This window comes from Catellatospora paridis, assembly GCF_009720365.1.
Classification (GTDB): Bacteria; Actinomycetota; Actinomycetes; order Mycobacteriales; family Micromonosporaceae; genus Catellatospora; species Catellatospora paridis.
This window is the reverse complement of sequence record NZ_WBZD01000037.1, coordinates 16,160-31,293: the sequence shown is the minus strand read 5'-3', so window position 1 is coordinate 31,293 and position 15,134 is coordinate 16,160. Positions and strand designations below refer to the sequence as shown.

Sequence of the window (15,134 nt, the reverse complement as noted above, 5' to 3'; positions counted from 1 at the left end):
ATCGGCTTCGTCGGGTCCGTCGACCACACCGCCGGGCAGCCCCGGCGGAATCCCCACCTGCTGATCCGCCTCGGTGCCGATCCCGGGCTTGTATCGTGGATTACCTGGTGGCACGCCCTCAGTGGGCCTCGCGGAACGGGCAACGCCATGGCTGACAGCAGCGCGCGGCAGTCCACCGCCATCAGGACACCGGACCAGCGCCTGCGGGTGTTCGTATCCTCGACCCTGGAGGAACTCGCCGCTGAGCGCGGTGCCGCCCGCGCGGCGATCGAGCAGTTGCGGCTGGCCCCGGTGATGTTCGAATCCGGTGCCCGGCCGTACCCGGCACAAGAGGTCTACCAGGCCTATCTTGCGCAGTCCGACGTCTTCATCGGTATCTACGGCGACAGCTACGGCTGGGTCGGGCCGGGCATGACGGTGTCCGGCCTCGAGGACGAGTTGCAGCGCTCGGCGGGCAAGCCGCGCCTGCTGTACGTCAGATCCCCGGCGCCGAGCCGGCAACCGGAGCTGGCCGGGATGCTCGACCGGATAAGGGCCGGCGGACAGGACGCGTACAAGAAGTTCACCGATGCCGCGCAGCTGCAGGAGCTGATCCTGACCGATCTGGCGACATTGCTCGCGGATCGATTCACCGAGCCGCGGCACGACGAGCCGCCCGGCGAAGCCCACGCCATGGCCATCCCGTCACCGGTCACGGCGCTGGTCGGCCGAGGCGACGACATCGACCGCATCGTCGGCCTGCTGGAGTCCGCCGAACGCCGCCTGGTGGTGCTCACGGGCACCGGCGGCATCGGCAAGACCCGGTTGGCGCTGGCCGCCATGGAACGCAGTGCGGGGCGGTGGCGCGACGGCGCGGCCTTCGTCGACCTGTCCACGACCACCGACCCCGAGCTGGTGCCCGACGCGATCGCGACGGCACTCGAACTGGTCGCACAGGGTCGGGAGCGGCCACTGGACACGCTGCGGCGACGGCTTTCCGACCGGGACATGCTGCTCGTGCTCGACAACTTCGAGCAGGTGCTGGACGCCGCGCCGGTGGTGTCCGAGCTGCTGCTGCAGTCACCGCGGCTGCACGTGCTGGTCACCAGCCGGGTGGTGCTGCGGGTACGCGGCGAACAGGACTGGCGGGTGGACCCGCTGCCGGTCCCGCCGGTGGACGGGTCGGTGGCGGAGCTGGCCCAGGCCCCGGCGCTGCGGCTGTTCGTCGACCGCGTACGCGACGTCCAGCCGGGATTCGAACTGACCGCCGAGAACGCATCGGCCCTGGCCGAGCTGTGCCGCCGGTTGGGCGGTCTGCCACTGGCGCTGGAACTCGCGGCCGCCTGGATGCGCCTGCTCACGGCCGAACAGATGCTCACCCAACTGTACGGGCGCCTGGAACAGCGGGGCGCTCTCGTCGACCTGCCCGACCGGCAGCAGACCCTCACCGACACGATCTCGTGGAGCTATGACCTGCTGCCCTCCTCCGCGCAGGAGCTGCTGGCACGGCTGTCGGTGTTCGCGGCGCCGTTCACGGTCGACGGGGTCGTGACCGTCTGCGGGACCGACCACGGTGACGTCGTCGCCGACCTGTCCGCGCTGCTGGACAGCAGCATGGTCGGCCCGGCGGAGCGCCCCGACGGGGAGCGCGGGTTCCAGCTGCTCGAGCCGATCCGCCGGTTCGCCGGCGCGCGGCTGGACGACCCGGACCACACCCTCGACCGTCTCCACCGGTATGTCCTCGACGTCCTCCAGGCGGCAACCGCCCGACTCGGCTCGCAGGACCTGCTCATGCGCCGGCTGGACAGCGAGCAGCCCAACCTCCAGGTCGTCATCGAGTGGGTCGGCCGCACCGGGCAGGCGTCCGGACCACTGCTGCGCGCCCTCGGCGACGTCTGGGTGTGGATGGTCGCGTGCGGCCTGCTCCGGCAGCACTCCGACCTGTGGCAGCGCATCCTGGCACTGCCGCGCAGCGGGCAGCGGACCGACGGCGACCGGCTGGCCATGCAGTGGCTGACCGCCCACCGGATGCTCAACGACGGAGCCTTCGCCGAGGCGGGCACACTGCTCGACCGGATGGTGCCGGACGCACGCCGGAGCGAGGCCCCGGCACAGGTCGCCCTCCTGCTCACGATGAGGGCGATCACCCTGCCGTACGCCGCGCGCAGGCAGGCCCGGGCACACCTGGAGGAGGCGCTGGCCCTGGCGCGCGGCGCCGACGACCCGCTCGTGTCGGGCTACGTCCTGTCCCACTACGGCCTCCTGCTGTGCGTCGGCGGCGCGACGGCACAGGCGCAGGAGCACCACCAGGAGACGCTGGACATCGCACGCTCGCTCAACGACCGGAACCTTCGCGCCGAAGCCCACTACGAACTGGCGCTGGACGTCATGCCCCGGGACGACTCGGGGCCTGCGCGTGCACACCTGGCCGTCGCGGTGGCCCACTACCGCGACCTCGATCACCTGGAAGGGCTGACCCGGTGTGTGGCCGCACTCGGCGCGCTCGCCCTCCGGCACGGAGACTGCCGGCTCGCCGCCCGCCTCCTCGGCGCGGCCGCCGCCACGCGTGACCACATCGGGCTGGCGCCCTGGCCGACCGTGCGTGAATGGGAACGCAGAACCGACGACCGGCTCAGGGCGGTCATGCCCGGTGACGCCTACCGCGGCCTGCTCGAGTCGGGCCGAAGCCTCACCATCACCGACGCACTCGCCGAGGCCGATGCACGGTGACCCCGGACGGCCGGGCGCAGGCACGCAGCCGCGTCGCATCCGCCGGCCGGCAGATTCCCTGAACTTCTGCCGCCTCGTCGGGCAATGACAGGTGTACGCAGTTCCCCGACCCACGAGGTGATCAGTGAAACTGCTCGCGTCCGCAGGGCCCGCAGTCGCGGACAACGCGGTCATCGAACGCTCCCACGCGAGTCCGGAGGAGTTCGCCGCGATCTACGACCGCCACGCCGAGGCCGTTCATCGATACCTGGCCCGCCGTGTCGGTCAAAGCGCCGCAGACGACCTCATGGCAGAGACGTTCCTCGAAGCGTTCCGTATCCGGGCACGGTACGACGCCGGTCGCGCCGACGCCCGGCCCTGGCTCTACGGCATCGCCACCAACCTCCTGCACCGCCACCACCGCGCCGAGACACGCCAGTACCGGGCGCTGGCCCGCACCGGCGTCGACCCCACCCACGACGACACCGACACGGTCGCCGCCCGGCTGGCTGCGTCGACTTCCACCCGCCGGATCGCCGCCGTGCTCGCCAAGCTCCCCATCGGCGAACGCGACGTCCTGCTCCTGGTCGCATGGGAGGACCTCGGCTACGCCGAAGTCGCCCACGCGCTGGACATCCCCATCGGCACCGTCCGCTCCCGCCTGCACAACGCACGTCGACGCCTGCGCAAGGCACTGGCCGACCTCAACCCCCTCGACCACAGCGACAAGGACTGACCGTGACTGAACTCGAACTGCTGCGCGGGCTCCGCGACGACGTCGCACCTGCGCGGCGAAGCGCCCTCGACCAGGGCCGCGCCCAGCTCCTCAACGCGATGACCGCACCCGCCCAGGCGGTCCCCCGCACGCCCGCGCCGCGATTCCGGCTGCGCTGGCGGATTGCCACCGCGGCCGCGCTAGCGCTGGTCGCCACCGCGATCGCCGCCCCCGCCGTCATCGGTGGTCGGGGCGCTGACAACCCCGACATCACCCGCACCGACGCCGTCTTCGTGCTCACCGCCGCCGCCACCGCCGCCGACGCCCAGCAGCCGGTCCCCGAACGACCGGACCAGTACGTCTACGTCGCCTCCACCGGCACCGTCCACGGCGAGACCTTCGCCTGCGAGCCTGCAGCGCGCACCGCGTGCACCACCGTCCCCGATCCCGACATGCGCATCGAGCGCCAGATCTGGGGCTCCGTCGACGGTACCCGCGACGGGCTGCTGCGTACGCGGGCCGACGGCGCACAGGGTTGGGACGAGTTCGCGCTCGAGAGCCCGGGCCCCCGCGCGTACCTCGACAACCTGCCCACCGACCCGCAGGCCATGCTCGCCCACCTGCGCGGCACCGTGTCAGGCAAGGATCGTAAGTACTCGGCCGCCGGCATGCAGGAGTTCAGCAGAGCACGCGACCTGCTCGGCGAGAACTACCTCCCGCCGGCCAGCCTGGCGGCCCTGTACCAGGCCCTCGCCACGGTCCCCGGCATCACCGTCACCCAGGACGTCACCGACGCCGCGGACCGCCTCGGCGTGGCCGTCGGCATCGACGTCCCCACCGCCCGCATCGAGCTCATCTTCGAACCCGACAGCTACACCTACCTCGGCTCGCGGGTCCTGAACCCGGACGGCACCATCGACCAGGAGACCGCCCAGCTGCGTATCGCCATCGTCGACCGGGTCGGACAGCAGCCGTAGAACACCGGTCACACCCGACCACGGTCGCACCCCGGCACGAAGTCAGGGCTGGTAGGAAGTGATCTTCCTACCAGCCCTGAGCTGAGTTTCTCGGCGGAGGGTAAGGGATTCGAACCCTTGAAGACATCGCTGCCTTAGTGGTTTTCAAGACCACCGCCATCGGCCACTAGGCGAACCCTCCAGGCGTATCGCCGACGACCAGTGTGCCAGACGAGTCGTCGGCCCGTCCGGACCGGTCTCGGGGCAAGATGGTCTGGTGCATGCCATGACGATCCCCGCCAAGGGTGAACTTTCCTGGTCAGAGGTCCCCGATCCGGTCCCGGCCGAAGGCGCGGTGCTGATCCGGACCGCCGCCACCGCGGTCAACCGGGCTGATCTGCTCCAGGTCGCCGGTGTCTACCCGCCGCCGCCGGGCGCGCCGCCCTATCCGGGGCTGGAGTGCTCAGGCGTCATCGAGCAGGGGGCCGGGCCGTGGCGGCCGGGCGACGAGGTGTGCGCGCTGCTCGGCGGGGGCGGATACGCGGAGTTGGTGGCGGTCGACGCGGCGCACGTGCTGCCGGTCCCGGACGGGGTGGACCTGGTCACCGCGGGCGGGCTGCCGGAGGTGGCCTGCACGGTGTGGTCGAACCTGACCATGGTGGCGGGGCTGCGGGCCGGGGAGACGGTGCTGATCCACGGCGGCGGCAGCGGGGTGGGCACGTTCGCGATCCAGTACGCCAAGGCACTGGGGGCGCGGGTGGTGGCCACGGCGCGGGCGGCCAAGCACGCCCAGCTTCGCGAGCTGGGCGCGGACGAGTGCCTGGACTACACCAGCGACGACTTCACCGGTGTGGGCGCGGACGTGATCCTCGACATCATCGGCGCGGCCTATCTGGAGCGCAACGTGCAGGCGCTGGCGACCGGCGGGCGGCTGGTGGTGATCGGGCTGCAGGGCGGCGCCAGGGCGGAGCTCAACCTGGGGATGCTGCTGGCCAAGCGGGCGTCCGTCGCCGCGACCGCGCTGCGCTCCCGGCCCGCGGCGGAGAAGGCCGCGATCGTGGCCGGGGTGCGGGAGGACGTGTGGCCGCTGCTGGCCTCGGGGGCGATCCGCCCGGTGGTGGATCGCGCGCTGCCGTTGACGGAGGCCGCCGCCGCACAGCGGATCGTCTCGGCCAACGAGCACGTCGGCAAGGTGCTGCTGGTGGCTAGCCCTGCTTCGGCAGCGGGCGCAGGCGCTCCCGCATGAGGATCAGCAGGGCCTCGATCCCGTCCATCGCGGTGATCTTCTTGCCCTCTTCGCGGGTGCGGGCGGTGTAGCTGATCGGCACCTCGTACGGCCGGTTCTTGCGGCGCAGGAGCTTGCCGGTGACCTCCGCCTCCATGCCGAAGCCCTTGGACTTGACGTCCAGCGAGCGGTAGAGCTCCAGCGGCATCAGCTTGAAGCAGGTCTCCAGGTCGCCGATGTACGAGTTGAACAGCACGTTGGCGAACAGCGTGACGCCCTTGTTGCCCATCACGTACCAGAACGAGAAGGCAGCGTGGCCGCCGAAGCTGCGGTTGCCGTAGACGACCTTGGCGCGGCCGTCGAGCACGGGTTCGAGCAGCTTCGGGATGTCCTTGGGGTCGTATTCGAGGTCGGCGTCCAGGATGACCATGTAGTCACCGGTCGCGGACTCGACAGCGGTCCGGATGGCCGCGCCCTTGCCGGCGTTCTTCGCGTGGTGGAAGGCCTGCAGCCGCGGGTCGTCGCAGGTGTCGAGGATCTCGGCGGTGCGGTCCTGGCTGCCGTCGTTGACCACGACCAGCTCGATCTCGCACGGATAGTCGACGGCGAGTGCCTGCTTGAGCGCCTCGCCAAGCCGGGCCTCTTCGTTGTAGACCGGCATGAGGATCGATAGCTTCACGGGGCTCTCCGCTGCTGACACTGGCTGGACCGGCCGAGTCTAGCCCTTGTGACGGGTCCCCGCACATCTGGCGAGGTCAGTACGGTGTGACAAAAAGGAAGAGCACCTTCTTAACGGCATACGCACATGAAGGTGCCCTTCCTCACTCGCGGGGTTCAGCGGGCGAGCGGGATCACGATCAGCCGGGCGGTCGGGACGTCGCCCTCCTTCGGCCCGGCCAGCGCCACCTGGGCGCCGGCCTTCAGCTCGGTGGCCTGGATCGTCGCCCGCTTCTCGACCACCCGCAGCTTCTCGCCGAAGTGCCAGGTCTGGGTGTATCCATCGGCGGACTTCACGGTGATCGAACCGGCGTCGACGGCGGTGACGACGCCGCGCTGGACGAGCACGGTGACGGGGCCCTTCTTCGTCTCCACGACGGCCTCGCCGTGCTGCACGTCGCGGCGCAGGGCGACCCGTAGCGCGTGCCGCTTGCGCCAGTTCTGCAGCCGGTTGTCGAGCTTGTCCTTGGCCGTGGGCGCGGGCGAGGCGGTGGCGTCCAGGTCGCTCTCGGCGGCGACGAGGTCGACGGGTTCGACGCCCATCGCGGCGAGCGCCTCGGCCTCGACCGAGGCGACCAGTCCGGTGGCGGCCGCCGGGATGTCCGACGGGCCGCAGGCGGTCAGGCCCAGCAGCGCGGTCAGACCCAAAGCGACGGTGAGGCTGAGTTTTCTCATGACCGCAGCCTGCCCGGCCGTCACGCGGGCGCGGTCAGGCCGACGTTCGGGGCAGGTAAACCGTGAACCGGGCCCCGCCCTCGGCCGCGTGACCTGCCTCGATGGTGCCGCCGAGGCGGCGGGCCAGCCCTGCTGCCAGGGCCAGGCCCAGGCCGCTGCCGGTCTGGCGTACGCCCTGGTAGCGCTGGTGCAGCGCGCCGCGCTGGAAGGCCACGGCCAGGTCGTCGTCGGTGAGTCCGGGGCCCCCGTCGCGGACCTCGATCGCGGTGCGGTCGGGCAGCGGGCGCACGGCGACCACGATCGGGCGGCCCGGTGGCACCACCCGCAGCGCGTTCTCGACCAGGCCGTCGACGATCTGGCGCAGGCGCAGCGGATCGGTGTGCGCCCACACCTCCCCCGGCGGGACCTCCGCGCGCACCGGCACGCCCGCCTGCGCGGCTCGCGGCCCGAACGCCCGCTCGGCGGAGGTGGCCAGGGAGACCAGTTCGACGTCGGCGAGCTGGATGGCGAAGTCGGCGGCGTCGAGCCGGGCGAGCGAGAGCAGGTCGGCGACGAGCCGGTCCAGCCGTTCGGCTTCGGCGAGCACGGTCTGCCCGACCTCCTGCGCGCTGTCGGGGCCGACGACCCCGTCGGACAGCGCCTCGGCGTACCCCTTGATGGTGGTCAGCGGGGTGCGCAGCTCGTGCGATATGGACAGCAGGAACTCGCGCTGGCGTCCCTCGCTGGTGGCCAGCGCCTCGGCCAGTTCGTTGATCGAGTGGGCGAGCCGTTCCACCTCCTGTGGCGCCTCGGCGGCCAGGCGCACCGTGCGGTCGCCGGAGCTGAGGCGGGCCGCGGCGGTGGCCGCGTTGCGGATCGGGCGGGCCAGCCGGCGGCCGAGCAGCACCCCGGCCAGCACGCCGGCCCCGAGCCCGGCCAGCAGCGGCAGCCAGAGGTTGCGCAGCACCTGGCGGCTGATGCCGGTCGCGGCGGGCCGGGCCAGCACGACGCCGTCACCGCCGCCGAGCGGGCGGCCTTCCACCATGGACAGCCGCCCGCCGACCACCGCCGGCCGCTCGCTGACCGGCTTGCCGTCCGCGATCTGCTGCACCACCCGGGCGGGCAGCCCGGGCCGGTCGGCCGCGCCTGACGTGATCAGGTATGCGCTGACGTCGCCGTCGAGCTTGCGCAGCTGCTCGATCAGCTTGGCGTCCGCGGTGGGGGCCCGGCGGGAACGCAGCACCTGGGCCACCACGTCGGTCTGCGAGGCCAGCCCTTCCTGGGCGGCCCGCTCGGTGGCACGGGCGGCCAGCGGCACCGCGATCAGCGCGGTGACCACGAGCGTGATCAGCGCGACGATCACCCCGGCGAGCACCGCCCGGGTGGTCAGCGTGCTGGTGCTGGCGGTGGGCCGCGGCGGGGCGGCGAGCACCCGGATCGGCACGGTGAGATCGGCGCGGCGGTCAGGCATCGGCGGTGTACCCCACGCCCCGGACCGTGCGCACGATGTGCGCGGCCTCGCCGAGCTTCGCGCGGACCTGCGCCACGTGCACGTCGACGGTGCGGGTGCCGCCGTGCGCGGCGTACCCCCAGACGGCGGACAGCAGTTCGTCGCGGGTGTAGACCCGGCCGGGCCGGCTCATCAGGTGCGCCAGCAGGTCGAATTCGGTGCTGGTCAGGTGCACGGTGACGCCGTCGACGGTGACCTCGCGCCGGGCGGGGTCGAGCCGCACCGGGCCGACGGCGCGGCTGCGGTCGGGCTCGGGCGTCCCACCGGAGCGGCGCAGCACCGCCTTGAGCCGGGCGACCAGCTCTCGCGGGCTGAACGGCTTGGTCAGGTAGTCGTCGGCCCCCAACTCCAACCCGACGATGCGGTCGACCTCGTCGTCCCGGGCGGTGAGAAAGATGATCGGCACCCAGATGTCCTCGGCGCGCAGCCGCCGGCAGATCTCCGTCCCGTCCATCGACGGCAGCGCGATGTCCAGCACACACGCGGTCGGCCGCAGCCGCCGCGCCGCGGCCAGCCCCGCGGCCCCATCGGACTCGACCTGCACGCCATACCCGTCACGCTGCAGGTACAGCCGGATCAGATCCGCGATGGGCCGCTCATCCTCGACAACGAGCACCAGCCCCTTCTCACTCACGCCGCCATCATGTCCGACCCGTGTACGAACCACGTAAGCCCACCGCAAACCTTGCGCCCCACCTGAAAAGACGATCTTGCGCGAGCTGTGGGTGTGACACGCCTATATCGGGCGTATCGCCAACAGTTCGCGCAAGATCGTCGGGATCTTGACGGGGTTCGGGGGGTCAGGCGCCGACGAGGTGGTCGGCGAAGGAGGCGTAGGAGGTGGCGTTCAGGCCGGCGGTGCGCTGGGCGATCAGCTTCGGCTTGAAGACGTGGGAGAACAGGGCGTCCAGGTGCCAGACCTGCTTGGGGTGCCCCGCGTGGATCCAGAAGCGCTCCCGGATGCCGTCGACGGCGGTGGCCGCGAACTCGATCGCCGACAGGCGCGGGTCCGGGTGCCAGGTGACGTTGGCGAGGTGGCGCAGGTCGGTGTTCAGGTGCAGGCGGAGCCGGCGCAGGATGCGGCTCTCCTGAGTGATCACCAGCCGGCGGTACGTCAGCAGCATCAGGAACTCGCGACCGAGCGGGCGCTCGGGGCGTAGTGCGCGGGCGACGAGCACCGTGGCGTCACCGGCCTCGACACAGCGCCGGAAGATCGGCATGTGTCGGCTGACCGTGGCCATGGGAATGCCGGCTTCGCCGGTGGCGGGAAGGAACGTACGCGAGAAGACGTCCATGTAAGGAGCAACGAGCGCGCGTGACACACGTCACGCGAGTCACTCATGCGATCGATCGCGACCCCTGTCGATGGATGCATTTTCCCTGGTCAACGCATCAACGATAGAGCCACTGTCACACCCATGAGGCCGAGGAACGTCAGCACCAGCACGGCCGTCTGCACCAGGGTGCGGTGCTCCTTCGGCGCGTACGCCAGGCCGGCGCCCACGATCGCGCCGGTGACGAGCCCTCCTAGGTGACCGGCGATGCCGATACCCGGGATGGCGAAGGAGATCGCCACGTTCACCACGATCACCGGGATGATCGCCGAGGCGTCCCGGCCCAGCCGCTTCAGCACGAAGAAGTAGATGGCGAACAGGCCGTAGATCGCGGTCGAGGCGCCCGCGCCGACCCCGTTGGCGCTGAAGATGTAGCCGGCGACGTTGCCGCCGATGCCGCAGAGCAGGTAGGCCGCCGCGAACCGGACCGGGCCCAGCGCCGCCTCCAGCGGTCGGCCGAGCACCCACAGCGCCCACATGTTCATCGCGAAATGGATGATGCCGTAGTGGATGAACATCGCGGTGAACAGCCGGTAGTAGCCGCCGTCGTCCAGTCCCGGCCAGACCGAGCCGTATTCCGGCAGGGCCCCCGCGTACACCGCGTGCTGCGGGCCGACGGTGATCGTCTCGCCGAGGACGCCGCCGATGAACTGCCACTCGGTCAGCGGCGAGAACAGGCCGCCGCCGAAGATCGCGGGCATGCCCACCAGCAGCGCGCCGGCGATGAGCGCCAGCGCGTTGAGCCCGATCAGCGTCTTGGTCACGTAGCCGTGCATGCCGACCTGTGAGCCGCCGAAGTGGGTCAGCGCCGGGCGCTGGGTGCGCCGGCCCTCGGCGACGCAGTCGGGGCAGTGGTGGCCCACCGATGCCGGGATCATGCAGTCCGGGCAGATGGGCTTCTCACATCTGCTGCATTTCAGGTGCGTCTCCCGCCCCGGGTGGCGGTAGCAGCTCGGTACGGGCGGCAGGCCACCCTGGGGTGCGGGAGACGTCATGGATGCGAGATTAGCGCTCGATGTCGATTCGTTCGATGATGATCGCTTCCCGCGGCCGGTCACCGGCGTCGGTCGGCGAGCTGGAGATCGCGTCCACGACCTTCTGCGAGTCCGCGTCGGCGACCTTGCCGAAGATCGTGTGCTTGAAGTTCAGCCAGTTCGTGGCACCGGTGGTGATGAAGAACTGCGAGCCGTTGGTCTTCGGGCCGGCGTTCGCCATCGCCAGCAGGTACGGCGCGCTGAAGCTGAGTTCCGGGTGGAACTCGTCGTCGAAGGTGTATCCCGGGCCGCCACGACCGGTGCCGGTCGGGTCGCCAGTCTGGATCATGAAACCGTCGATCACACGGTGGAACGGCGTGCCGTCGTAGTACGGACCGGTGATCGGCTGACCGGTCCGCGGGTCGGTCGCCCCCTCCTTGGTGCCCTCGGCCAGCTCCACGAAGTTCTTCACGGTCTTCGGGGCGTGGTTCGGGTAGAGCTCCAGGCGGATGGGACCGGCGCTGGTGTGCAGGACGGCGAAACGGGCGTCAGCCACGTCTAACTCCTGATATTCGAGTGGTTGGTTACCGACAGATTCTCCCATGTGCCCGTTCCGGGTGTGCGATGGCGTCCGGCGAGGCAGGATGGCAGGCAGGGACATGAACGGGGCGCGCTTTCGTCGTGACGGCGCGCCCTGCGATACCACCGCACGGGCGCGGGGGCGCCTGGAGCGATCGTCTGTCTCGCGCGGGGGTGCGGGGCAGGAAGGCGGGGGAAGATGCTCGGATTTCACAAGAAGACGCGCGCGGAGCTGATGCGCGAGGAAATGGGCCAGAGCTGGGACCATTTCCTGCAGGCGGCGACACACGCCGCCGGCGGGGTCGGGGCGTCGTTCGGCCCGACCACCGGTCGCATGCGCCGTGTCACCTCGCGCGGCATGGATTCGACGATGTCCGCCCTCACGCCGCTGGCTGCGGCATACCGGGAGGGCGCCACCGACGCCATGAACGCCGGCAAGAAGGCGCACGCCAAGGCGCGCAAGCACAAGAAGGGGGGCCACGTGTCTCGCAGTGGCAACACGGGGATGCTGATCGGGCTGCTCGCCGCGGGCGCGGCCGTCGGCATCGCCGGTGCGCTGGTCATGAAGCGCCGCCGCCAGCAGCAGTGGTCGGAGTACGACCCGAGCCAGGCGCTGGAGTCGATGCGCTCGGAGACCAAGTCGATGACGGACAAGACGGCCGGCAAGGCCGACTCGGTGATCGACAAGGCCACGCACCACACCAGCAAGGCCATGGACAAGACCGCCGAAAAGCTGCACGAGGCGGCGTCCTCGCTCAAGGGCGGCGGCCGCGACACCATGAAGTCGAAGGTCAACGACGCGGCGGAGGCGGCCAACGACGCCACCGACAGCTTCGCGTCGAAGTACTCGTCCAGCGGGTCGAAGAACAGCCGGATGTGATCGGCTGCTCGCGCTCGACTGTCAAGAAGGGCACCTTCTGCAACGCATAGCGTGCTGCGCTACTGCTCGGATCGCTGCCGCGAGCCGACGAAGGTGCCCTTCCCGTTGTCAGAGCCAGCCGGAGCGGCGGAGCATGCGGTAGACGGCGAAGGACGCCGCCAGCATCACCGACAGCGCCATCGGGTAGCCGTACTTCCAGTGGGTCTCCGGCATGAAGTCGAAGTTCATGCCGTAGATGCCCGCGATCGCGGTGATGACCGCCGCGATACTCGCCCAGGCGGCGACCTTGCGCATGTCGTTGTTCTGGTCGACGGTCACCTGCGCCAGCCGCGCCTGCATGATCGAGATCAGCAGGTCGTCGAAGGAGCTGACCTGGTCGACCACCCGGGCCAGGTGGTCCTGCACGTCCCGGAAGTACTTGCGAAGTTCCTTGGTGACCTCAGGGGTGTCGCCGATCAGCAGTTGCAGCGGCCGCTGCAGCGGCAGCACCGCCCGCTTGAACTCGACCAGTTCCCGCTTGAGCTGGTAGATGCGCTGCATCCGGCCGCTGGAGTCGCGCGCGAAGACGCTCTCCTCGATCAGGTCGACGTCCTGGCTGATCCCGTCGGCGGCCTCGACGTAGAGGTCGACCACGTGGTCGAGCACCCCGTAGGCCACCGCCCAGGGCCCCTGCTTGAGCAGTTCGGGCCGCGCCTCCAGGTGCTCGCGCACCGGCTTGAGCCGGCAGGCCTCGCCATGGCGTACGGAGATCACGAAGTCCGGCCCGATGAACAGCATGATCTGACCGGTCTCCACCACCTCGGAGTGCTCGGTCAGCTCCTTGTGCTCGACGTAGCGCGCCGCCCGCAGGGCCAGGAAGTGCACCTCGCCGAACTGCTCCAGCTTGGGCCGCTGCCCCGCGCTGACCACGTCCTCCACGGCCAGCTCGTGCAGGCCGAACGCGTCGGCGATGCCCGCCATCTGCAGCTCGTCGGGGGCGTGCAGGCCCAGCCACACGAACGCGCCCCGCTGCCGGCGCGCCTGCACCAGCGCCTCCCGGTAATCGGCGGCCGCCGGCTGGCGGATGCCGTCGAGGTAGATGGCGCAGTCCACGATCGCGTCGCGGCGCTCGCCCGCCTGCGCGGGCACCGGGTGGGCGTCGGCGTCGCCGCTCAGCCCGACCAGGCGCCCCATCACGCGGGCGGGGGCGGTGAAGGCGCGGGTCAGGCGATCGCCGTTGGAGGATCGCCGGCCGTTGTCGTCTCGCATGTCGTCAACCACGACCGCCCCCTTCACCAGGTCGCCGACTGCCGGAGACTCCGTCAGACAGGCTACTTGGCGCGAATACCGCCGGCGGTCCGACCGTGATCGTGAGTGGACCCGGCGCGGCGGAGGAAAGAGGCGCCGGGTGGACCACGTGCCGCTATCGGGGGGAATGCGGCTCGGTCCACCCGGCGCCGGAACGCCACCCGGGGTGGGGGGTGGGTGACGCTCCTTTTCATTGGGGGCGGGGGCAATGCGGGCGGGGGCCCCGCGCCACGAGGTCCGGATCACCACGGCGTGCCGTGTGCTCTTCACTCGGTCGGCGACGGGCGCCCGACGCATTGTGATCCTCGTAACCTCGCGAGGGGAACCCCACCCGCCCCCGATCTGACTGTCAGAAATGCGACAGAAGGGTGGTCGGATATCCGAACCGTCGGATCAACCGCGAACGGCGTCGATGGCCTCGGCGAGCCGGCGTACACCCTCGTCGATCTGGTCGGCGGTGACCGCGCTGAACGCGAGCCGCAGCGAGTTCTCGCCACCCTCCAGCAGGAAGTCCGAACCCTTCACCACGGCCACGCCGCGCTCGGCCGCCGCCGGCAGCACCTTGTCGACGTGCACGTCGGACGGCAGGTCGATCCAGAGGAAGTAACCGCCGTCGGGCTCGGTGAACGACACCCCGTCGATCCGCTTGCGCAGCGACTCCGCCAGCACCGTGGCGCGCTCGGCCAGCGCGGCGCTGACCGTGGCCACGGAACGGTCGATGTCGCCGGAGGCGCAGAACTCGTACACGATGCCCTGCGCGACCTGGCCCGCGGAGATGTAGAGGTTGGTCGCCTTGCCCGCGATGGCGTCGATCAGCGGCTTGTCGCCGACCAGGTAACCGACCCGGACCCCCGGGCACACCGTCTTGGTGAAGGAGCTGGCGTGCACGACGACGCCCGCGGTGTCCAGCGACAGCATCGTCGGCAGCGCGTCGCCCCGGAACCGGATGTCGACGTACGGGTCGTCCTCGAAGATCGTGAAGCCGAACTCCTGCGCCAGCGCGAGCAGCTCGTGCCGCTTGGCCTCGGACAGCGTCACGCCCGCGGGGTTCTGGTAGTTCGGGATGATGTGCGCGAGCTTCGGGCGCACCCCCGACTCCAGCAGGGCGCGCAGCTCGGCGGTGTCGATGCCGTCCGGGTGCAGCGTCACCTGGTGCACGACCGCGCCGAGGTTCTGCAGGTTCAGCAGGGTCCGGTCGTAGGTCGGCTTCTCCACGACGACGTGGTCACCGGGCTTGACGAGGTGGTTGAAGAGGAACGCGTCGGCCTGCAGGGAGCCGTTGGTGATCAGCACCTGGTCGACGGCCACCCCGTGCTTGGCGGCGATCCACTTGCGGAGCGGGCCGTAGCCGTACGAGTTGCCGTACGCGGTGAGGCCGGCCGGGTCGGTGGCGAAGGCGCGGACAGCCGCGGCGCTGAGCCCTTCGACATCGACGATGTCGAGGCTCGGAGCGCCCCGGGCGAACGAGATGAGCTGCTCGGCGGTCATGTTGACAGGTTAATGCGACCGAAATGCGAGACCGCTCCACCCGCCCCTTCGTGTCATCCGGCATGATCACGACGATCCTTGCCGGAACCGGGGTCGATCGCCGGAAGAAGGCGCGCGAAGACCCCGG

General features: G+C 70.7%; 14 protein-coding genes and 1 tRNA gene. 5 read left to right on the top strand and 10 right to left on the bottom strand.

What is annotated here, in order from left to right:
* Positions 1-147 precede the first annotated feature (147 nt).
* The 3 genes from F9C41_RS35510 (at position 148) to F9C41_RS35500 (ending at position 4,380) form a co-directional block, all read left to right on the top strand.
* The gene (locus tag F9C41_RS35510) at positions 148-2,709 is read left to right on the top strand and encodes a DUF4062 domain-containing protein (RefSeq protein WP_155391241.1); all 2,562 of its coding nucleotides are present in this window, start codon (positions 148-150) and stop codon (positions 2,707-2,709) included.
* A gap of 124 nt (positions 2,710-2,833) precedes the next feature.
* Positions 2,834-3,424 carry an RNA polymerase sigma factor gene (locus tag F9C41_RS35505; RefSeq protein ID WP_155391240.1) on the top strand — a complete coding sequence of 197 codons (591 nt, stop codon included), beginning with the start codon at positions 2,834-2,836 and terminating at the stop codon, positions 3,422-3,424.
* A 2-nt stretch (positions 3,425-3,426) separates the two neighbouring features.
* Positions 3,427-4,380 (top strand): CU044_5270 family protein, encoded by a 954-nt coding sequence (locus F9C41_RS35500; RefSeq protein WP_155391239.1) that lies wholly within the window; start codon positions 3,427-3,429, stop codon positions 4,378-4,380.
* A 94-nt stretch (positions 4,381-4,474) separates the two neighbouring features.
* Here the strand turns inward: F9C41_RS35500 and F9C41_RS35495 are convergent.
* Positions 4,475-4,561 (bottom strand) — tRNA-Ser (locus tag F9C41_RS35495).
* Between the two features lie 75 nt (positions 4,562-4,636).
* Here F9C41_RS35495 and F9C41_RS35490 point away from each other — a divergent pair.
* The gene (locus tag F9C41_RS35490; RefSeq protein WP_155391238.1) at positions 4,637-5,605 is read left to right on the top strand and encodes an NAD(P)H-quinone oxidoreductase; all 969 of its coding nucleotides are present in this window, start codon (positions 4,637-4,639) and stop codon (positions 5,603-5,605) included.
* On the opposite strand, the gene F9C41_RS35485 is transcribed toward F9C41_RS35490, so the two are convergent.
* The 7 genes from F9C41_RS35485 to F9C41_RS35455 all read right to left on the bottom strand — a co-directional run bounded on the left by F9C41_RS35485 (position 5,565) and on the right by F9C41_RS35455 (position 11,329).
* Positions 5,565-6,263 carry a glycosyltransferase family 2 protein gene (locus F9C41_RS35485; RefSeq protein ID WP_155391237.1) on the bottom strand — a complete coding sequence of 233 codons (699 nt, stop codon included), beginning with the start codon at positions 6,261-6,263 and terminating at the stop codon, positions 5,565-5,567. The genes F9C41_RS35490 and F9C41_RS35485 overlap by 41 nt on opposite strands.
* Positions 6,264-6,418: 155 nt before the next feature.
* On the bottom strand, positions 6,419-6,976 hold the full coding sequence (locus F9C41_RS35480; protein ID WP_155391236.1) for a hypothetical protein: 558 nt from the start codon (positions 6,974-6,976) through the stop codon (positions 6,419-6,421).
* A gap of 34 nt (positions 6,977-7,010) precedes the next feature.
* The gene (locus F9C41_RS35475; protein ID WP_155391235.1) at positions 7,011-8,426 is read right to left on the bottom strand and encodes a sensor histidine kinase; all 1,416 of its coding nucleotides are present in this window, start codon (positions 8,424-8,426) and stop codon (positions 7,011-7,013) included.
* Positions 8,419-9,099 (bottom strand): response regulator transcription factor, encoded by a 681-nt coding sequence (locus F9C41_RS35470; RefSeq protein WP_155391234.1) that lies wholly within the window; start codon positions 9,097-9,099, stop codon positions 8,419-8,421. The genes F9C41_RS35475 and F9C41_RS35470 overlap by 8 nt, the downstream gene beginning before the upstream one ends.
* Positions 9,100-9,265: 166 nt before the next feature.
* Positions 9,266-9,760 carry a hypothetical protein gene (locus tag F9C41_RS35465; RefSeq protein ID WP_230690249.1) on the bottom strand — a complete coding sequence of 165 codons (495 nt, stop codon included), beginning with the start codon at positions 9,758-9,760 and terminating at the stop codon, positions 9,266-9,268.
* A gap of 89 nt (positions 9,761-9,849) precedes the next feature.
* Complete coding sequence (locus F9C41_RS35460; RefSeq protein ID WP_155391233.1) at positions 9,850-10,794, bottom strand: rhomboid family intramembrane serine protease; 945 nt, start codon at positions 10,792-10,794, stop codon at positions 9,850-9,852.
* Between the two features lie 10 nt (positions 10,795-10,804).
* Positions 10,805-11,329, bottom strand: coding sequence for a peptidylprolyl isomerase (locus F9C41_RS35455; RefSeq protein WP_155391232.1), 525 nt, complete (start codon positions 11,327-11,329; stop codon positions 10,805-10,807).
* A 222-nt stretch (positions 11,330-11,551) separates the two neighbouring features.
* Here F9C41_RS35455 and F9C41_RS35450 point away from each other — a divergent pair, with 222 nt between their 5' ends.
* Positions 11,552-12,232: a hypothetical protein gene (locus F9C41_RS35450; protein ID WP_155391231.1), complete on the top strand. Its 681-nt coding sequence runs from the start codon at positions 11,552-11,554 to the stop codon at positions 12,230-12,232.
* Positions 12,233-12,340: 108 nt separating this feature from the next.
* Here the strand turns inward: F9C41_RS35450 and corA are convergent, their stop codons facing one another.
* Together corA and F9C41_RS35440 are read right to left on the bottom strand one after the other, a co-directional pair.
* Positions 12,341-13,480 (bottom strand): magnesium/cobalt transporter CorA, encoded by a 1,140-nt coding sequence (gene corA, locus F9C41_RS35445; RefSeq protein WP_155391230.1) that lies wholly within the window; start codon positions 13,478-13,480, stop codon positions 12,341-12,343.
* A gap of 432 nt (positions 13,481-13,912) precedes the next feature.
* Positions 13,913-15,007, bottom strand: coding sequence for an aminotransferase-like domain-containing protein (locus tag F9C41_RS35440; RefSeq protein ID WP_155391229.1), 1,095 nt, complete (start codon positions 15,005-15,007; stop codon positions 13,913-13,915).
* Positions 15,008-15,134: the final 127 nt, after the last annotated feature.